The sequence below is a fragment of the Pseudomonas sp. NCHU5216 genome, assembly GCF_052156495.1.
GTDB lineage: Bacteria > Pseudomonadota > Gammaproteobacteria > Pseudomonadales > Pseudomonadaceae > Aquipseudomonas.
Window position 1 is genome coordinate 1 of sequence record NZ_JBQLIX010000025.1, and the last position, 20,540, is coordinate 20,540.

Annotated in this window: 10 protein-coding genes; all 10 read right to left on the reverse strand. The window is 64.3% G+C overall.

Annotation, left to right across the window (positions count from 1 at the left end):
* Nucleotides 1-107: 107 nt before the first annotated feature.
* The 10 genes from recD to gyrA all read right to left on the reverse strand — a co-directional run bounded on the left by recD (nucleotide 108) and on the right by gyrA (nucleotide 20,377).
* Nucleotides 108-2,114, reverse strand: coding sequence for an exodeoxyribonuclease V subunit alpha (recD, locus tag ACSVIK_RS17085; protein ID WP_442445447.1), 2,007 nt, complete (start codon nucleotides 2,112-2,114; stop codon nucleotides 108-110).
* Nucleotides 2,111-5,743, reverse strand: coding sequence for an exodeoxyribonuclease V subunit beta (gene recB, locus ACSVIK_RS17090; protein WP_442445448.1), 3,633 nt, complete (start codon nucleotides 5,741-5,743; stop codon nucleotides 2,111-2,113). Before recB ends, recD begins: the two co-directional genes overlap by 4 nt.
* Nucleotides 5,740-9,156: an exodeoxyribonuclease V subunit gamma gene (gene recC, locus ACSVIK_RS17095; RefSeq protein ID WP_442445449.1), complete on the reverse strand. Its 3,417-nt coding sequence runs from the start codon at nucleotides 9,154-9,156 to the stop codon at nucleotides 5,740-5,742. The genes recB and recC overlap by 4 nt, the downstream gene beginning before the upstream one ends.
* A gap of 145 nt (nucleotides 9,157-9,301) precedes the next feature.
* Nucleotides 9,302-10,984, reverse strand: coding sequence for a 30S ribosomal protein S1 (gene rpsA, locus ACSVIK_RS17100; protein WP_268177900.1), 1,683 nt, complete (start codon nucleotides 10,982-10,984; stop codon nucleotides 9,302-9,304).
* A gap of 170 nt (nucleotides 10,985-11,154) precedes the next feature.
* Nucleotides 11,155-11,820, reverse strand: coding sequence for a (d)CMP kinase (cmk, locus tag ACSVIK_RS17105; RefSeq protein WP_442445450.1), 666 nt, complete (start codon nucleotides 11,818-11,820; stop codon nucleotides 11,155-11,157).
* The gene (locus ACSVIK_RS17110; protein ID WP_442445495.1) at nucleotides 11,817-14,048 is read right to left on the reverse strand and encodes a bifunctional prephenate dehydrogenase/3-phosphoshikimate 1-carboxyvinyltransferase; all 2,232 of its coding nucleotides are present in this window, start codon (nucleotides 14,046-14,048) and stop codon (nucleotides 11,817-11,819) included. Before ACSVIK_RS17110 ends, cmk begins: the two co-directional genes overlap by 4 nt.
* Before the next feature lie 11 nt (nucleotides 14,049-14,059).
* A complete protein-coding gene (gene hisC, locus ACSVIK_RS17115; RefSeq protein ID WP_442445451.1) occupies nucleotides 14,060-15,169 on the reverse strand; it encodes a histidinol-phosphate transaminase in 1,110 nt (369 codons plus the stop codon).
* Nucleotides 15,170-15,280: 111 nt separating this feature from the next.
* Nucleotides 15,281-16,375 (reverse strand): prephenate dehydratase, encoded by a 1,095-nt coding sequence (gene pheA / locus ACSVIK_RS17120; RefSeq protein WP_442445496.1) that lies wholly within the window; start codon nucleotides 16,373-16,375, stop codon nucleotides 15,281-15,283.
* 1 nt (nucleotide 16,376) lies between these two features.
* A complete protein-coding gene (gene serC / locus ACSVIK_RS17125) occupies nucleotides 16,377-17,462 on the reverse strand; it encodes a 3-phosphoserine/phosphohydroxythreonine transaminase (RefSeq protein ID WP_442445452.1) in 1,086 nt (361 codons plus the stop codon).
* A 137-nt stretch (nucleotides 17,463-17,599) separates the two neighbouring features.
* Nucleotides 17,600-20,377, reverse strand: a complete 2,778-nt coding sequence (gyrA, locus tag ACSVIK_RS17130; RefSeq protein ID WP_442445453.1) for a DNA gyrase subunit A — start codon at nucleotides 20,375-20,377, stop codon at nucleotides 17,600-17,602.
* Nucleotides 20,378-20,540: the final 163 nt, after the last annotated feature.

Here is a 20,540-nt window from a genome sequence, read left to right on the forward strand (position 1 = left end):
TTAACTTAACTCATTGATTAATAAGAAGTTTTTGAAGCGCTTCATCGCTGAAGTGGCGCGCATTCTACATCCAGCAGCATGCGCGTCAAGCTTATTTTGCAGTTTTGTTACTTGGACGCCTCGAGCGCCTCGCGCAGACCACTGCGGCGCTCGACGCGGCGCTGCATCGCTTGCTCGAAGATACCGGCGCGGCTTTCGATCAGGCTGAACCAGTTCCTGGCGCGGGTGATGCCGGTATAGAGCAGCTCCTTGGTCAGCACGGGATTGAGTGTGTCAGGTATCAACAGCGCGCAATGCTCGAACTCCGAGCCCTGGGACTTGTGCACCGTCATGGCGAATACGCTCTCCACGGCGTTCAGCCGGCTGGGCAGGATATGCCGAAGCTCGCCACTGCCGTCATTACGCGGGAAGACCACACGCAGCACCTGGCGTCTTTGCCCGCCCTCCTCGTCCGGCAGCTTCAACGCGATGCCGATATCGCCATTCATCAGGCCCAGGCTGTAATCATTGCGCGTCACCAGCACGGGCCGGCCTTCGTACCAGAGCTGATCGGCTTCCAGCAAACCGGCATCCTGCAACGCCTGAGCGATGCGTTGATTCATCGCCTCCACGCCCCAGCGCCCCTTGCGCACGGCACACAGCAAGCGAAAGCGATCAAAAGCGGCAAGAACCGCCGCCGCCCATGCGTCCCACTGGGCGTCCGCCGCCTCGAGTGCCGGCCGTTGCTGATGTAGCACCCGCAGGTAGTGCTGGTAGCCCTGCGCCTGCTGACCAACGCCCTTGAGCAGCAAGCGCTCTAGCGCTCTGTCCTGCTCGCCGACCAACAGTAGCTGATGCAGGTCGGCGTATGCCCCCGTCAATACCGTTTTGGCGCGGGCCACATCACCGCCATTGACCGCCAGGGCCAACTGACCGATGCCCGAGCGACTGTCGAAGCGTCGGGAGTGGCGCAGCATGACGATATGCTGCGCCAATGGCTGCTCACCTTGACTCAGACTACCTTCAGGCAAGGGCTCTTGCGTGCGCGACTCGAGCCAGGCCAGCGTCTGCGTACTGTAGCCCCCCTGCTCGGCATCCCGGCAGAGATCACCGAGCACGGCGCCGGCTTCTACCGAGGCGAGTTGATCCTTGTCGCCCAACAGGATCAGACGCGCATGCACCGGCAGCGCATCGAGCAGATTGGCCATCATCTCCAGATCGATCATCGAAGCTTCGTCCACCACCAGCACATCCAGCGGCAGCGGGTTGCTGGCATCGTGACGGAAGTGACGGCTGTCCGGCAGGCTGCCGAGCAGGCGGTGCAAGGTGGTCACTGTGGTGGGAATTTGCCGCTTGATCGCCTCGTCCAGCGGCAAGGACGCCACCTGAGCGCCAATCGACTCGGTCAGGCGCGCTGCTGCCTTGCCAGTGGGCGCCGCCAGGCTCAGGCGCAGCGCCGTCCCCTCGGCCATCGCCGCTTCCTGCAACAACGCCAGCAGACGCACCACCGTGGTGGTCTTGCCGGTACCCGGCCCGCCGGTGACCAGGGTGAAATGCCCGCGCGCCGCCAGGGCACAGGCCAGTTTCTGCCAATCGGTGAGGCGCTCGCCTGCCACCAGCAGAGGCTCGGGGAACAACCGGGCCAGGCGCGCACCCAGTTGCGCGGGCTCCTGAGCCGGCATGAGCAAGCGCTGGCGAATATGTGCAGCAACACGTTGCTCGTAATCCCAGTAGCGCCGCAGATAGAGGCAGTTGCCCTGCAATACCAATGGCGCCGCAGCATCCTCTGCCAGCAAGGTGCTGCTTCGGCAGGCGTCGATCCAGGCTTGCAGCGTCACCGCCTGCAATACCTGGGAGGGCAACAGCACGGTCTGCTCGGCCTCCTCGCCCTCCGGCGGTAGCGAAAGGGCGAAGTCCGGGTCGCTCAGTGTCGCCGCCAGATCCAGGCAAACATGCCCCTGCCCCAATTGGTGACTGGCCAATGCAGTGGCCAACAACAGCAGCGGCGCAGCCGACTCATCCAGCTCGGCGAAGAACTCCGCCAACGAGCGATCCAGCTCACGCAACCAGCCGCGCTCACTCCAGCTTGCCAGCAAGGTGAAGAGTGCTTCGCGCGAATCCAGCGCCTTGTTCATACACGCACCTCCTCGGCCGTGCCGAGAAACAGCGCATCGAGTTGCTCGATCAGCTCACGTGCCGGGCGGGCCAGGTACTGCCCGCTGGCCGGAGCACGCAGAAACAGATAGAGCACACCACCCAGGTGCCGGTCATAGTCATAGTCCGGCAGGCGCAGGCGCAACTGCCGGTGCAGGGCCAGCACATAGAGGACGTATTGCAGGTCGTAGCGATGCTCGAGCACGGCGTCGGTCATGGCGGCCTGGGTGTAGGCCTGTTCGTCGCCGCCCAGCCAGTTGGATTTGTAATCGAGCACGTAATAGCGCCCTCCGTACTCGAAGGTCAGGTCGATGAAGCCTTTGAACATGCCGTTGAGGCGGTCGGCACGCAGCGCTTGCCTGGCCTGGCCGGGCAACTCGAAGTGCTGCACCAGGGTATCCAGGCGCTGCACATCCACCTGGCGCGCCTCGAACCAGAACTCCAGCTCAGCCTGGTATTCACCCAGTTGCGCCAGGCTAACCGAGTCTTCGCCGTCCAGCTTCAAAGGTTGCTGCAGCAGTGCCAGCAACCAGTCCTGCAGCGGTTCGATCCAGGCTTCGAGGCCACGTCGCTGGCAACGCCTGGCCAGCAGATCGCGCAGCGTCTGCGGCTGATCGAGCATCTGGGCGAAGCCCTCGCTGGCTGCCAGCTCCAGCAGACCATGGAGGAAAGTACCGGGGTTCGGCCCACGGGGGAAACGATGCAACCCCTGCGCCGCAACCGGCAAGGGTTGCGCTAACTGCATGGCCGGCTCGTCATCGCTGGCATTCTGCATGGCGGCGCTGTCGGGTGCAGCATCTTCATGGCGCTGCACATGCGCCGCCTCCCCCTCTTCCAGGCGTAGCGCACTGTAGGAAGCGATCCACCAATGCTCGGCCGCGCGCCGCGATGGCGTGCGCCAATGAGCCTGGAACGCCGCCGCTGCCAGCGGCTGATAACGCTCGTCGCGGGCCTCGGGCAACGGCAGCAGCGCACTGCCGGGCGCCTGCTCGAAACGCTCCAGCCAACACCCGAGATCGGCGCTCTGCGCCAGGGCCTCACCGCCACCCAACAGATAACCCAGTGCGGACTGATGCAACCGCGACTTCCTGGCGTTGCCGATTTTCAGATCCGCCACGCCGAGCCAACAGGCATGCCGCGCGCGAGTGAGCGCCACGTAGAGCAGACGCAGATCCTCGCCGAGGCGTTCACGCTCGGCACGTTCCAGCGCCGCTTCGTCTGCCTTGAGCAGCAGGTGTCGTCGCTCGCCGTCCTGCACCAGCAGGGGTTTCTTCTCGTCCAGCGGGCGGAAGCCACAGATGAAGGGCAGGAATACCAGCGGGTACTCCAGGCCCTTGGACTTGTGGATGGTCACCACCCGCACCAGCGCCTCGTCGCTTTCCAGGCGCAGCACCTGCTCATCGGCACCCTGCCCCGCACCGGCCAGCAGTTCACCGAGATGACGAATCAGCGCCTGCTCGCCATCCAGTTCGCTGGCGGCCTGCTGCAGCAACTCGGCCAGGTGCAGCAGATTGGTCAGCACCCGCTCACCATCGTCGCGGCCCATCAGGCGCTGCGGCAGAGCGAAGTCCTGCAGCAACTGGCGCAACATCGGCAGCACACCCTGGCGCTGCCAGCACTGACGATAGGCGCGGAACTGCATGACGCGCCGCTCCCAGGTGCGCTCGTCGAGGTTGAGCCCTTCCAGTTCCTGCAACTGCAGGCCCAAGGTGGCGCTGGCCAGGGCGGCGCGCAAGGGTCGATCCTGATCCGGCTCGGCGCAGGCGCGCAGCCACAGCAGCAGGTCACGCGCCTCCTGAGCGGCGAACACCGAGTCCTTGTCCGACAGATAGACGCTGCGCACGCCACGGGCGGCCAGCTCGCCACGGATCGCCTGGGCCTCGCTGAAGTCGCGTACCAGCACGGCGATATCGCTGGGCTGCAGGGCTTTCAGCTCGTCGCCTCGGAGGAAACCGGCCTGGTCACGTTGTCCCTGGTTGAGCAACGCAGTGATTTCGCTGGCTGCGGAGGCGGCCATGGTCTCCACATAGGCCTTCTTCGACAGCGGCTCGTCGCTGTGCAGATGCCACACCGTCAGTGCCGGCTGGCTCTGCCCCTGCGCCGTCCAGCATTCCTTGCGCCCCTGGGCGCCTACCGCGATGAACGGCAGATCGTCACGCAGGAGGAAGGCGCCCGCCCCGCCCTCGCGCTGTTCGGCCGCCAGGAACAGGGCATTGACCGCCTCCACCATGGCCTGACTGGAGCGGAAGTTGGTTTCCAGGTTGTAGTGGCGGCCCTGGGTGGCGCGGCGTGCACGCAGATAGGTATGGATGTCGGCGCCGCGGAAGGCATAGATGGCCTGCTTGGGGTCGCCGATCATGAACAGGCCGCAATCGTCGCGGTTGGCCTCGACCTGATAGAGGGTGTCGAAGATGCGGTATTGCAGCGGGTCGGTGTCCTGGAATTCGTCGATCATCGCCACCGGGAACTGGCGGCGAATGACCTCGGCCAAGCGCGAGCCGTTTTCCCCTTGCAGCGCGGCATCGAGCCGGCTGAGCATGTCGTCGAAGCCCATTTCCGCACGCTGGCGTTTTTCCCAGTCGAACCGCGCTTGTACCCAGGCAGCGGCCTGCCGCAACGCCGGTTCGCTCGGTTCACTGAGCGCCGCCAGGCGTGCTTCCAGTTCGGCCATGGCGACCAGCGCCGGATGCTGCGGTGCATTGCCCTTCCAGGCTTCGGCCAGACCATCGGGGGTCAGGCGCTTGAAGCCGGTGCCCAGATCGAGCGCAGCCTCTTCGCTGCTCGCCCATTCGCGCAGCTTGAGCAGCCAGGGGTTGTAGTAGCGCGCCTGGATCTTGCGCGCGTCCACCTGTTTGTCGGCAACGGCCTTGTCCAGCAGCAGTTGCAGTTCATCGGCCCACTTCGCCCAGGGTGCTTTGAGTGTGGCCAGTTCGCTTTCACGCTCGGCCAAGGCCTGCTCGAGCAATTCCCTCAGCGACTGCCCCTGGGCCTGATCCGCCTCGCCCAGCAACGGCCGCAGCCGCTCACCCAGAGCATCCGGCGTGCCCCACTGCTGCGCCACCCAGCTCAGCGCAGCGCCCTGCAAGGGGTAGCAATGCTGCCGCCAGTAATCGCGCACCACTTCGGCGAGCAGTTCGCTGTGGTCGGTTTCCAGGGTCTGGCTGAACAGGCTGCCGCTGTCGAAGGCATGTTCGCGCAGCATGCGCTGGCACCAGCCGTGGATGGTGGACACCGCCGCCTCGTCCATCCATTGCGCGGCCAGCTCCAGGCGCCGCGCGCAATCGGGCCACTGTGCCTCAGGGAAGTCATCGCGCAGCGTCGCCAGCAAGGCATCACCTTGGCGATCGCCGCGAAAAACCGCTGCCGCCTCCACCAGCCGGGCGCGGATGCGGTCGCGCAGCTCGCGGGTGGCGGCATCGGTAAAGGTCACCACCAGAATCTGTGGCGGCAGCAGCGGCTCGGCGAAAGCCGCCTCGCCACCGTGGCGCAGAATCAGGCGCAAGTACAAGGCGGAAATGGTGTAGGTCTTGCCCGTGCCGGCGCTGGCCTCGATCAGGCGGCTGCCATGCAGGGGAAAACGCAGGGCCAGAGGTCGCTGGGCGGCACTCATGGCGTCACCTCCCCGAGCGAACGCGGCGCACTGTCGAGCAAGGGTCGATAGAGACGCTCGCTCCATTCGGCAAAGCCGCCATCAGCGGTCAAGGCGGCATAATCCGGGAACTGTCGGGCCAGGCAGGCATTGGCCTGAACCTCTCCGGTCTGCTTGAAGGCGCCCTCGTAGGCGCTGCGCGCCTTGTCCTCGTTGCCGTCGAGCAACCAGACCAGAGAAGTTTTCAGGGCCAACGGCAGCGGCGCGCACATGCCCTCGACCCAGGCCTGCAGCCATGTACCGAGCACCTCGCGGGCACGTTCGAGCGGCACCGGGTCGAAGGCCAGCGCCTGATCCTCGCCCACCAGCAGGGTGGTCAGCGGCTGTTCGCAGGCCGAGGCAATCAGGTGCAGCACATAGGGTCGCAGCAGGCGGTGCCACTTCCAAGCGCCGTCCTTGGCCAGCGCCCCAGGCAGCATCTGCAAGCTGGCCAGCGTGCCATCGCGGCCACGGCGCAGGCCACTCAACCAGCCCTCGAGCCGTACATCACCCTGCTCGTAATGCAACGCCAGGGGTGAGTCGATCAGCCCCGGCCAAGCGTTACGCAGCATCCGGTAACGCTGCACCTGCGCTGGCAAAGGTGCCAGCAAGGCCTGACGGTATTGCTCGCCAAAACCGGCCAGGGGCAGCACGCCACTGCGGCGCAGACGTTCGGCGGCACGGGTCAGTGCCTGCTCGGGCGCTTCGTCGTCCGCCAACAAGGCCGCCTTGAGCAGGCGCTCCTGCAACTGGTAACGCGCCAGGCCGTCCAGGGCGAAGGGTTCGCTGTCCAAACGAGGCTGCGCCTGCTCGTCCAGATGCACCTTGAGGCGGCGACTGAACAGGCATCGAATCGGGTCGCGCAGAAAGCTCTGCAACAGCTCGGGGGTCAGGCTGCGCCCCTCCTCCCACACCGGCAAAACCGTCTCGTCCAGCGCCTGCGGCGCCTGCCCATGCAGGGCGGCCCACTCATGGGCATAGCTGAAGAGCTGCGGATCGGCGCCAAAGTAGCGCCGGCTGAACGGCTGCAAGGGGTGCTCGGTGGTCAATGCGTGCAGCAGGTCACCACCGCCGACCAGGCTCCAGGCGTTGGCCAGGTGATCGCGCAATTGGCCGATCAATACCGAGGGTGGCCGCTCGCTGTTGTCGCGCACGCTACGCCCGACCCAGCTTATATAGAGATGATCGCGAGCGGCGAGCAACGCCTCCAACAGCAGGTAACGGTCGTCCTCACGCCGCGAGCGGTCGCCTGGGCGGTAGTCGCCGGCCATCAGGTCGAAGTCCAGCGGCGCCTGGCTGCGCGGGTAGTCGCCATCGTTCATGCCCAGCAGGCAGACCTGGCGGAAGGGGATCGCGCGCATGGGCATCAGGGTGCAGAAGTTCACCGCACCGGCGAGAAAACGCTGGCTGAGCCGCCCCTGATCGAGGCCGCCGAGCCAGGCTTCGCGCACCACCGCCAGCGGCAGAGCCTCCTCCAGCCCAGCACCGTCGCAGAGTTCCAGCCAGGTGTCGAGGGCTTCCAGCAACTGGTTGCGCAACACCTCGTCACGCTCGTCCTGGGCGAGGAAGAACTGCTCCAGCAGGTCGCGCAAGCGCTGCCCCCAGAGCAGCGGGGTCGCTGGCTCGTGCAAGGCTTGCAGCAAACGCTCTAGGGCATCGAGCAAGCGGTCGAGCGGGCCGATCAAGGCGGCATCGAGCCCGCCGATCTCATCGAAGGGCTCGATATCGGCATAGGCTTCGCCGCGCCCCACCGCATAGCCCATGAGCATGCGCCGCAGGCCGAAACGCCAGGTGTTCTGCTCCAGCCCCTGGCCGACACCGAGGGCCTCGCGCTGCCGGGCATCGAGCCCCCAGCGGATACCGGCGCCTTCCAGCCAGCGGCGCAGGGTGGGCAGTTGCTCCTCACTGATGGCGAAACGGGCGCGCAGCGCGGCGACATCCAGCAGGTCGAGAATCTCGCTGACGCTGAAGCGGCTCTCCGGCAGACGCAGCAGGTGCTCCAGGGCGATCACCAGCGGCTCCTTGCCGCGCAATCCCTGGTCGGCCAGGGTAAAGGGAATGAAGCGCGGGTCGTCGCTGGCGAACTGGCCGAACACCGCCTGGATATGCGGCGCATAGGCGTTGACGTCCGGCACCATGACGATCACGTCGCGCGGACGCAGGCTCGGGTCGGCACTGAAACGGGCCAGCAACTGGTCGTGCAGCACCTCCACTTCGCGCTGCGCGCTGTGCGCCACATGGAAACGCAGCGACTGATCCTGCTCGGGCTGCACCGGCGGCCAGGTGCTGCGGCTTTCCGCCAGCGTGCGCAGATCGAGGATATCGTGCTGCAACTGGCCCAGCAGGCAGTCGTCCGCTGGTGGGCTGAACAGGTCGATGCGCTCGAACTGCTCACGGTAACGCTGCGGCTCGTCGTACTGATCCAGCAGGTTGATGTAATCACGCCCCTGCTTGCCCCACGCGGCCAGCAACGGCTGAGCGTGCTGGTGCATTTCCACTTCGTCGAACAGGCCTATCTGCCCGGTAGGGTTGCCCTTGCGTCGCTGGCGGCGGTACTGATGACGCAACAGATCCTTGTCTTCGACGATATCGCCCCAGTGATGCTGACAGGGGTTGTGCACGAAGAGCAGCACCTGACTGAAGCGCGCCATGGCCGCCAGCGCTTCGAGCATCTGCGCCGGCAGCGAGGAAATGCCGAACACCGTGACCCGCCGTGGCAGGCCGGCTGGCCGGCTATCCAACTCGGCCAAGTGAGCGACGAAACGCGGATGCACGCCAGCGCGGCTCTCGGCCAGGTGCTGCGGCCCGACATCGGCCAGCAGCGCCCGCCACAAGGCAGGCTGCCAGAGCGAGGCCTGATCCAGTGGGCGCTCACCGCCGCGTGAGGTGCGCAGGCGATCCTGCCCGTTGGCCCAATCCTCCAGCCAATCGGCGCGATAGACCTGATACTGGTCGAACAGATCGGCCAGGCGCTCGGCCAACTGATAGCGCTTGCGCAAGTCCTGATCGTCAGCCAGAAAGCGCCGCAACGGCGCGAAGGCCTCCTCGGCCAGCAGCCCCGGCAGCAGGCGCATCAGGCGCCAGGTCAACGGCGCCTTGTCCAGCGGCGACTGCGCAGGAATCGCCTCCTTGCCCAATACACTGCGATAGGCCTGCCAGAGAAAACGCGCCGGCAGCTCCACCTGCTGTGCAGCGGCGATGCCACAGCCGTCGTTCTCGGCCAGGGCCAGCTTGAGCCACTGTGCGATACCGTTGCTCTGCACCAACAGCACCTCGTTCTCCAGCGGCCGCAGGGGATAGCGGCGCATCCAGGCCACCGAGAGCGCACGCAGCTCCTCCAGATGGTTACCGTGGATGACGATGAGGCCGGGGGACAATTCCGGGCTGGCGGGCATCGACTGTCTGACTCCTGAGAAAACGAACCGCAAGTTTGCCAGCATTTGCCGGCGAGGTGCGTCATTGGCAATGCGGCAAGCGAATCCGCAGAAACGAAAAAGGGCGACCCGAAGGCCGCCCTTTTCTTCGATGAATCAGCCGAACTTAGTTCTGGCTTTCCATCTGAGCACGGATCAGATCACCAATGGTGGTCGGGCCGGTGCTTTCAACGTCCTGCTTGTTACGCAGTTCCTTCATCGCGTCCTTCTCGTCCTCGACGTCTTTCGACTTGATGGACAGGCTGATGACGCGGGACTTGCGGTCGACGCTGATGATCTTGGCTTCTACTTCGTCGCCTTCTTTCAGCACGTTGCGCGCGTCTTCGACGCGGTCACGGCTGATTTCGGAGGCTTTCAGAGTCGCTTCGATCTCGTTGCCCAGGTCGATGATGGCGCCCTTGGCGTCGACTTCCTTGACGGTGCCGCGCACGATGCTGCCTTTGTCGTTCAGGGAAACGTAGTTGCTGAACGGATCGTCTTCCAGTTGCTTGATGCCCAGGGAGATACGCTCACGCTCCGGGTCAACCGACAGGATGACGGTTTCCAGCTCGTCGCCCTTCTTGAAGCGACGGACGGCTTCTTCGCCCGGCTCGTTCCAGGAGATGTCGGACAGGTGAACCAGACCGTCGATGCCGCCGTCCAGGCCGATGAAGATACCGAAATCGGTGATCGACTTGATGGTGCCGGAGATCTTGTCACCCTTGTTGAACTGACCGGAGAAGTCTTCCCACGGGTTGGTCTTGCACTGCTTGATACCCAGGGAGATACGACGACGCTCTTCGTCGATGTCCAGAACCATGACTTCCACTTCGTCGCCGACGTTGACGACCTTCGACGGGTGGATGTTCTTGTTGGTCCAGTCCATTTCGGAAACGTGCACCAGACCTTCCACACCTTCTTCCAGCTCGGCGAAGCAGCCGTAGTCGGTGAGGTTGGTGACGCGCGCCATGACGCGGGTGTTTTCCGGGTAACGAGCCTTGATGGCAACCCATGGGTCTTCGCCCAGTTGCTTCAGGCCCAGGGATACGCGGTTGCGCTCGCGGTCGTACTTGAGAACCTTGACGTCAATCTCGTCGCCAACGTTGACGATCTCGGACGGGTGCTTGATGCGCTTCCAAGCCATGTCGGTGATGTGCAGCAGGCCGTCTACGCCGCCCAGGTCAACGAACGCACCGTAGTCGGTGAGGTTCTTGACGATACCTTTGACTTGCTGGCCTTCCTGCAGGGATTCCAGCAGAGCTTCGCGCTCGGCGCTGTTCTCGGCTTCCAGGACGCTGCGACGGGAAACGACAACGTTGTTGCGCTTCTGGTCCAGCTTGATGACCTTGAACTCCAGCTCTTTGCCTTCCAGGTGAGTGGTATCACGCACCGGACGGACATCGACCAGGGAACCCGGCAGGAACGCGCGGATGCCGTTGACGTCAACGGTGAAGCCGCCTTTGACCTTACCGTTGATGACGCCCTTGACCACTTCTTCAGCGTTGAACGCAGCTTCCAGAACCAGCCAGGATTCAGCGCGCTTGGCTTTCTCGCGGGACAGCTTGGTTTCACCGAAGCCATCTTCAACCGCGTCCAGCGCGACGTGGACTTCGTCACCGACCTTGATGGTCAGCTCGCCTTGTTCGTTGAAGAACTGGTCGAGCGGGATGACGCCCTCGGACTTCAGGCCGGCGTGTACGGTAACCCAGTCACCGTCGATGTCGACCACGATGCCGGTGATGATGGCACCCGGCTGCATGTCGAGGGATTTCAGGCTTTCTTCAAAAAGTTCTGCAAAGCTTTCGCTCATGTTGATTCCTGTTGATCAAGGGCGGGGATTCGCCCAAACCACACTCCAGACAATGTGGGTTCGTTCATGTAAAAAGAGGCCTGCGGGACTAGGACTGGTCTCCCGCATGCCTCCTTGCGAACCTGTCGGTTTAAGGCAACCGTGGTTCTGGTGAACCCCTGAGGGTTCTTTTATCCGGCGAGATCGCGCGCGGCGACCTCGCTCAGAATTCGTTCCAGCACCTGCTCGATGGAAAGTTCGGTGGAATCCAGCACCAGCGCATCGGCTGCTGGCTTGAGTGGCGCCACCGCGCGCTGGGTATCGCGCTCGTCACGCGCCCGTATCTCATCAAGAAGACTCGCGAGATTAACATCATCGCCCTTGCCCTTCAACTGCAGGTAGCGGCGACGGGCACGTTCCTCGGCGCTGGCGGTGAGGAAAACCTTGAGTGGCGCGTCGCTGAACACCACGGTGCCCATGTCCCGCCCATCGGCCACCAGGCCCGGCATTTCCCGGAAGGCGCGCTGACGCTGCAGCAGCGCTTCGCGCACGGCCGGCAGGGAAGCGACCATGGACGCCCCCGCCCCCACCTGTTCGTTGCGGATGGCGTCGGTCACCTCTTCGCCTTCGAGGACGATGCGCTTGTCGGTGAATTGCACATCCAGGTGCGCCGCCAGTTGCTTGAGCGCCTCTTCGTTGGTCAGGTCGATGCCGTGGTTGCCGGCGGCGAAGGCCAGCAGACGATAGAGGGCACCGGAGTCCAGCAGATTCCAGCCCAGTTGCTTGGCCAGCAGGGCGCAGACCGTGCCCTTGCCAGATCCGCTCGGCCCGTCGACGGTGATTACCGGAGCGTTCATGACTTGCCCTCTACTGCCACATTGATGCCGACCTCGGCCGCCAGGGCGAGGAAGTTGGGGAAGGACGTGGCGACGTTGGCGCAATCGTGAATGCGGATCGGCGCACTGGCGCGCAGCGAGGCGACGCTGAAGGACATGGCGATACGGTGGTCACCATGAGCCCAGACTTCGCCACCCCCGATGCTGCCGCCTTCGATGACGATGCCGTCCGGGGTCGGCTCGGCCTTGACGCCCAGGGCGACCAGGCCGTCGGCCATCACCTGGATGCGGTCAGACTCCTTGACCCGCAGCTCTTCGGCGCCGCGCAGTACGGTACGGCCTTCGGCACAGGCGGCGGCGACGAACAGCACCGGGAATTCGTCGATAGCCAGCGGCACCAGGTCTTCGGGGATGTCGATGCCCTTGAGTTTGGCGGCGCGCACACGGATGTCAGCCACCGGCTCACCACCCACTTCTCGCTGATTTTCCAGGCTGATATCGCCGCCCATCAGCTTGAGAATGTCGATCACGCCGGTACGGGTCGGGTTGATGCCAACGTGCTCCAGCACCAGTTCGGAGCCTTCGGCAATGCTGGCGGCGACCAGGAAGAAAGCCGCGGAGGAGATATCGGCCGGCACTTCGATGCGCGTGGCGGTCAGCTTGTGGCCGGACTCGACGCTGGCCGTGCTGCCCTCGACGCTGACCGGGTAGCCGAAGCCACGCAGCATGCGTTCGGTGTGATCACGGGTCGGCGCCGGCTCGGTCACCGAGGTGCGGCCAGCGGCATACAGCCCCGCCAGCAGCAGGCAGGATTTGACCTGGGCGCTGGCCATGGGCATTTCATAGGCCATGCCGGTCAGACGCTGACCACCTTTGATGTTCAGCGGCGGGCGACCTTCGGCGCCGGTCTCGATCACCGCGCCCATTTCCCGCAGCGGCTTGGCCACGCGGTTCATCGGGCGCTTGGACAGCGAGGCATCGCCGGTCAGGGTGGTGTCGAACGGCTGCGCGGCCAGCAGGCCGGAAAGCAGGCGCATGGAGGTGCCGGAGTTGCCCATGTACAGCGGGCCGGCCGGGGCTTTCAGACCATGCAGACCGACACCATGGATAGTCACGCGGCCATGCTGCGGGCCTTCGATGACCACACCCATGTCACGGAACGCCTGCAGTGTGGCCAGTGCATCTTCGCCTTCGAGGAAGCCTTCCACCTCGGTGGTGCCCTCTGCCAGCGAACCCAACATGATCGAGCGGTGCGAGATGGATTTGTCACCCGGTACGCGGATACGTCCGGACAACGAGCTACCAGGTTTTGCCAGGAAAATCAGATCGGTCGAGTGCATAGCGTCCACATAGGCCCGGCGGGCCAGAATTTTGCTGAAATGTTCGCGGGCAACACGAGCGCGGGTGAACACGCCCAGCAGTTGATGCCCGTCCCCGGCGTCGACCGCGTCGCGCAGGGCGTCGAGGTCGTCGCGAAAGGTGTCCAGGGTGCGTAGCACGGCCTCGCGGTTGGCCAGGAAGATATCGTGCCACATCACCGGGTCACTGCCGGCGATCCGCGTGAAGTCGCGAAAGCCGCCAGCGGCATAACGGAAGATTTCCAGATTCTCACTGCGCTTGGCCAGCGAGTCGACCAGGGTGAAGGCCAGCAGGTGCGGCAGATGGCTGGTGGCCGCGAGCACCTGATCGTGATGCTCCACGTCCATCTGCTCGACATCCGCGCCCAAGGCTTGCCACAAGCTCTGTACCAGCTCCAGCGCCGCATCGTCGCTGTGCTCGCTGGGGGTGAGGATGACCTTGTGACGGCGGAACAGCTCGCCGTTCGAGGCCTCCACCCCGCTCTGCTCGGAGCCCGCAATGGGGTGCCCCGGCACGAAGCGCACCGCCCGCCCGAAGAAGGCCGTGCGCGCCGCGCGCACCACGTTGCCCTTGGCGCTACCGACGTCGGTGAGAATCGCCTGGCCCAGCTCCAGCTTGGCCAGCTCGGCCAGCACCTTCTCCATGGCCAGGATCGGCACCGCCAGCTGGATCACCTCGGCGCCCTGACAGGCCAGAGCCAGATCGCTCTCGCAGCGATCGACCACCCCCAGCTCGACGGCCAGATGGCGCGACTGCGGATCCAGATCGACACCCACCACCTCCCGACACAACCCGCGCTCGCGCAACCCCTTGGCAAAGGAGCCGCCGATCAGCCCCAGGCCGACCACCACCAGGCGGCCGATCTTAGGGGGGCTCGGTTGCACTGCCATTACAGTCTCGGTCACGCCGCCAGCACCTTGGCCAGGGCATCGAGGAAACGCGCATTCTCGCGCGGCAACCCAATGGAGACACGGAGGAAATTGGGCATGCGGTAACCGGCCATCGGCCGCACTATCACCCCTTCGCGCAGCAGCGCCTGGTTGATTGCGGCGGCATCGCGGCCGAAGTCGACGGCGATGAAATTGCCCTTGGAGGGAATCCAGCCAAGGCCCAACGCGCGCAAGCCCTCTTCCAGTTGCCGCATGCCGGCATCGTTGAGACGACGGCTCTCGGCCAGATAGTCGCTATCGGCCAGCGCGGCGCAGGCGGCCGCCAGGGCCAGGCTGTTGACGTTGAATGGCTGGCGTACGCGGTTGAGCACGTCGGCGATGGCCGGCGAGCTGATGGCATAACCGACGCGCAGCGCCGCCAGGCCATAGGCCTTGGAGAAAGTGCGCGAAACCAGCAGGTTGGGGTAGCGCGCCAGGTAATCCAGGCCATCGGGCAGTTCATCGCCTTCGGCGTACTCGATATAGGCCTCGTCCAGCACCACCAGCACTGTCTCCGGCACCTTGGCCAGGAAGGCCTCCAGAGCCTGCGAACCGAACCAGGTACCGGTCGGGTTGTTGGGGTTGGCGATGAACACCACGCGAGTCTCGTCGTCGATGGCGGCCAGCATGGCGTCCAGATCGTGGCCATAGTCCCTGGCCGGCACGATCTTGCCCTGGGCACCAACGGCCTGGGTGGCGATGGGATACACCGCGAAGGCATAGTCGCTGAACACGGCATTGAGGCCAGGTGCCAGATAGGCCCGAGCCACCAGTTCGAGGATGTCGTTGGAGCCATTGCCCAGCGTTACCTGTGCAGCCTCGACGCCATAGCGGGTCGCCAGCGCGGCTTTCAGATTGAAGCCATTGCCATCCGGATAGCGGGTCAACTCGTCCAGTTCGGCACGAATCGTCGCCAGCACCTTGTCGCTGGGGCCGAGCGGGTTCTCGTTGCTGGCCAGTTTGACGATACCGGCCGGATCAAGATTCAGCTCGCGCGCCAACTCATCGACCGGCTTGCCCGGCACATAGGGAGAAAGCTTTTGCACGCCCGGCTGGGCCAGGGCAAGGAAATCACAGGGCATAGCTACAAGCCTCAAGCTACAAGCTTCAAGAAAAAGCGACTCACGGCAGCGCCTCCGGCATCAGGCGACAAACTGCTTCTCTCTTGCAGCTTGCGGCTTGACGCTTGCGGCTCAAAGTACCGCCTTCGGATAGGAACCCAGCACCTTGAGCGCCACGGCGTCTTGGGCGAGCTTTTCCAGCACGTCCTTGATCAACGGGTCGCGATGGTGACCGACGAAGTCGATGAAGAACACATAGGTCCACTTGCCGCTGCGCGACGGCCGCGTCTCGATGCGGGTGAGGTCGATGCCGTTGTTGTGGAACGGCACCAGCAGCTCGTGCAGCGCGCCGGGCTTGTTGCGCATGGAGACGATGATCGAGGTCTTGTCGTCGCCGGTCGGCGGCACTTCCTGATTGCCGATGATGAGAAAACGCGTGGAGTTGTCCGGGCGATCCTCAATCTTCTCCGCCAGTTTGCTCAGGCCATACAGGTTGGCCGCCATGTCGCCAGCGATGGCCGCGCTGTTCCACTCACTCTTGACCCGCTTGGCCGCGTCGGCGTTGCTGGAGACCGCCACGCGCTCGACGTTCGGGTAATGCGCGTCCAGCCACTTGCGGCACTGCGCCAGGGACTGGGCATGGGAATAGATGCGAGTGATCTTGTCGGTCTTGGTGGTTTCGCCCACCAGCAGGTGATGGTGAATGCGCAGTTCGACTTCGCCGCAGATCACCAGGTCGTGTTCGAGGAAGCTGTCGAGCGTGTGGTTGATGGCGCCCTCGGTGGAGTTCTCCACCGGCACCACACCGAAATTCACCGCACCGGCGGCCACTTCGCGGAACACTTCGTCGATGGCTGCCATCGGCACGCTGATCACGGCGTGACCGAAATGCTTCATCGCCGCGGCCTGGCTGAAGGTGCCTTCCGGGCCGAGGTAGGCCACCTTGAGCGGATTCTCCAGGGCCAGGCAGGAGGACATGATCTCGCGGAACAGCCGCGCCATTTCCTCGTTGCCCAGCGGGCCCTGGTTGCGCTCCATGATGCGCTTGAGTACCTGGGCTTCACGCTCGGGACGATAGAACACCGGCGACTCGCCTTCCTTGAGTTCCTTCATCTTCACCCGCGCCACTTCTTCGGCGCAGCGAGCACGGTCGCTGATCAGCTCGAGGATGCGCTCGTCCAGGTTGTCGATGCGTACACGCAGCGCCTGCAGCTCCTGTTCCGACATATCAGCCATGCTCCTTCTCGAACTCGGCCATGTAGGCCACCAACGCCTCGACGGCATCCAGGCCGACGGCGTTATAGATGGACGCGCGCATGCCGCCTACCGAACGATGCCCCTTGAGGTTGAGCAGGCCACGCTCGTCGGCACCGGCGAGGAAGGCCTTGTCCAGCTTCTCGTCGGCCAGGCGGAACGGCACGTTCATCCAGGAACGGGCGTTATGGGCGATGGGGTTGCTATAGAAATCGCTGCTGTCGATGGCCTTGTACAGCAGCTCCTTCTTGGCGCGGTTGACGCGCTCCATGGCCTCGACGCCGCCCTGCTCCTTGAGCCACTGGAACACCAGACCGGATAGGTACCAGGAATAGGTGGCCGGGGTGTTGTACATCGAACCGTTGTCGGCCGAAACCTTGTAGTCGAGCATGGTCGGGCAGGCGCTGCGGGCACGGCCGAGCAGGTCTTCGCGAACGATCACGACCACCAGGCCACTGGGGCCGATGTTCTTCTGCGCGCCGGCGTAGATCAGGCCGAACTGCGACACGTCGATGGGGCGCGAGAGAATGTCCGAAGACATGTCCACCACCAGCGGGGTATCGCCGGTCTGCGGCGCCCAGTCGAACTGCAGGCCGCCGATGGTTTCGTTGCTGCAGTAATGCACGTAGGCGGCATCTTTCGACAGTTGCCAGTCGTTCTGCCCGGGAATGGCGAAGTAGTCGTGCGCCTTGGCGCTGGCGGCAATGTTGATGGCGCCATAGCGGCGCGCCTCTTCGATGGCCTTCTTCGACCAGATGCCAGTCTCGATGTAGTCGGCCACACCGTCTTCCGGCAGCAGGTTGAGCGGGATTTCGGCGAACTGCTGGCTGGCACCGCCCTGCAGGAACAGCACCTTGTAGTCGTTGGGCACGGCGAGCAGATCGCGCAGATCCTGCTCGGCCTGGCTGGCGATGGCCACGTACTCGTCGCTGCGATGGCTCATCTCCATCACCGACAGGCCCTTGCCCTGCCAGTCGAGCATTTCGGCCTGGGCACGTTGCAGTACAGCGGTCGGCAGCGCGGCCGGGCCGGCGCAGAAGTTAAAAGCTCGCTTGCTCACGTCTGTCTCTCTCAGATTCACAGAACGCCACCACCAGGCGATGGCATGTCCAAACTGTCACCATGTCTATGGGAGGCTTTAGCACGACAGTCGCGGCTAATCGGAACGCCGCCCGGCCCCTCCCACGGAGCCCGACTTTATTCCTCGCTGCCTTCCTCGGCATCAGTGACTGGTGCTTCGGCGTTTTCGGCGACTTCAGCGCCCTCCTCGCCTTCGAGCAACTCGTCTTCCTCAACCGGCGTCGGCTCCTGCACGCGCTCCAGGCCGACCAGGGTTTCGTCCTTGGCCAGCTTGATCAGGGTCACACCCTGAGTGTTACGGCCGGAACTGGACACCTCGTCGACACGGGTACGCACCAGCGTGCCCTGGTCGGAAATCAGCATGATTTCCTCGCCGTCCTGCACCTGGATGGCGCCGACCAGCTTGCCGTTACGCTCGCTGGTGACCATGGCGATCACGCCCTGGCCACCGCGACCGCGACGCGGGAACTTGCCCAGACTGGTACGCTTGCCGAAGCCACGCTCGGAGGCGGTGAGGATCTGCGCGCCGGACTCGGGAATCAGCATGGAAATCAGTTCCTGGCCCTTGCCCAGGCGCATGCCACGCACACCGCGGGCAGTACGGCCCATGGTGCGCACCTTGCTCTCGGCGAAGCGCAGCACCTTGCCGGCATCGGAGAACAGCATGACTTCCTTCGCGCCATCGGTGATGGCGGCGGCGATCAGGGTGTCGCCCTCTTCCAGTTTCAGAGCGATCAGACCGGCGCTGCGCGGACGGCTGAACTGCACCAGCGGGGTCTTCTTCACCGTACCGAAGGCAGTGGCCATGAAGATGTAGGCGCCGGTCGGCTCGGCCACCAGCTCAGGGGTTTCGCCCTCGACCTCTTCGACTTCCTCTACCTCGGCGACTTCGGCAACCTCGACGGCTTCGCCTTCGATCACCACGCCTTCGTCTTCCAGTTCTTCGTCAGCGCCCGCGCTCTGCTGCAGGGCCTCCAGATCGATCTGCAGCATGGCGGTGATGCGCTCGCCTTCAACCAGCGGCAACAGGTTGACCAGCGGACGGCCACGGGCGGTACGCGACGCCTCGGGAATCTCGAAGGTGCGCAGCCAGTAGACCTTGCCCTTGCTGGAGAACAGCAGCAGGGTCGAATGGCTGTTGGCCACCAGCAGGTGTTCGACGTAATCCTCGTCCTTCACCCCGGTGGCGGACTTGCCGCGGCCACCGCGACGCTGCGCCTCGTAGGCAGCCAGCGGCTGGCTCTTGGCATAGCCGCCATGGGAGATGGTAACGACGCGTTCTTCTTCGGTAATCAGGTCGGCGATGGTCAGGTCCTGACGCGAAGCGATGATCTCGGTGCGGCGGGCATCGCCGAACTCGGCCTTGACCTTCTCCAGCTCCTCGCGGATGACTTCCATCAGGCGCTCGGGGCTGGTGAGGATGCGGATCAGCTCGCCGATCAGGGCGAGGATTTCCTGATACTCGGCCAGCAGCTTCTCGTGCTCCAGGCCAGTCAGGCGGTGCAGGCGCAGCTCGAGGATGGCCTGGGCCTGCTCCGGCGACAGGTAGTACTTGCCGTCGCGCAGCCCGTATTGCTCGTCCAGCCCTTCCGGACGGCAGGAATCGGCACCGGCGCGCTCGACCATGGCTTCCACCGCGCTGGATTCCCAGGCGGTGGCGATCAGGCGTTCCTTGGCCTCGGCCGGCGTTGGCGAGCTCTTGATCAGCTCGATCACCGGGTCGATGTTGGACAGCGCGACGGCCTGGCCTTCGAGAATATGGCCACGTTCGCGCGCCTTGCGCAGTTCGTAGACGGTACGCCGGGTCACCACTTCGCGGCGGTGACGGACGAACACCTCGAGCATGTCCTTGAGGTTCATGGTCTTCGGCTGACCGTCGACCAGCGCCACCACGTTGATGCCGAACACGCTCTGCATCTGGGTCTGGGCGTACAGGTTGTTGAGCACCACGTCCGGCACTTCGCCGCGACGCAGCTCAATCACCACGCGCATGCCGTCCTTGTCGGACTCGTCGCGCAGCTCGGTGATGCCTTCGATCTTCTTCTCTTTCACCAGCTCGGCGATCTTCTCGATCAGGCGCGCCTTGTTAAGCTGGTACGGCAGCTCGGTGACCACCAGTTGCTGGCGGTTGCCGGCCTTGTCGATATCTTCCACCTCGACCCGGGCGCGCACGTAGATGCGCCCACGGCCGGTGCGGTAGGCCTCGATGATGCCGGCACGACCATTGATGATGCCGGCGGTGGGGAAATCCGGGCCGGGGATGTACTGCATCAACTCATCGACGGTCAGCTCGGCGTTGTCCATCAACGCCAGGCAGCCATCGATCACTTCGCTGAGGTTGTGCGGCGGGATGTTGGTGGCCATGCCCACGGCGATACCGGACGAGCCATTGACCAGCAGGTTCGGCACCTTGGTCGGCATCACCGCCGGAATCTGCTCGGTGCCGTCGTAGTTGGGTACCCAGTCGACGGTTTCCTTTTCCAGGTCGGCCAGCAGCTCATGCGCCAGCTTGGTCATACGCACTTCGGTGTATCGCATGGCTGCAGCGTTGTCGCCGTCCACCGAACCGAAGTTGCCCTGGCCGTCGACCAGCAGGTAACGCAGGGAAAAGTCCTGGGCCATGCGCACGATGGTGTCGTACACCGCGGTGTCGCCGTGCGGGTGGTATTTACCGATCACGTCACCGACCACACGGGCGGATTTCTTGTAGGGCTTGTTCCAATCGTTGCCCAACTCGCTCATGGCGTAGAGCACACGACGGTGGACCGGCTTCAAGCCGTCGCGCGCATCCGGCAGCGCACGCCCGACGATCACGCTCATGGCGTAGTCGAGGTAGGACTGTTTCAGCTCGTCTTCGATATTGACCGGGAGAATTTCTTTGGCCAGTTCGCCCATGAGAAGCCTGGTTCCTTTTTCTGGTGAAACTCCGCGTCATTCTTCCTGAACGCTACGAAGTTCGTCGGCATGGCGCCTGGCCATGACGACTCGCGATAAATCAACGGGTTATGCCGCGCTAAAGAGGCGCCGGGATCACTGCCGGCAGGCCCCATGAAAACTG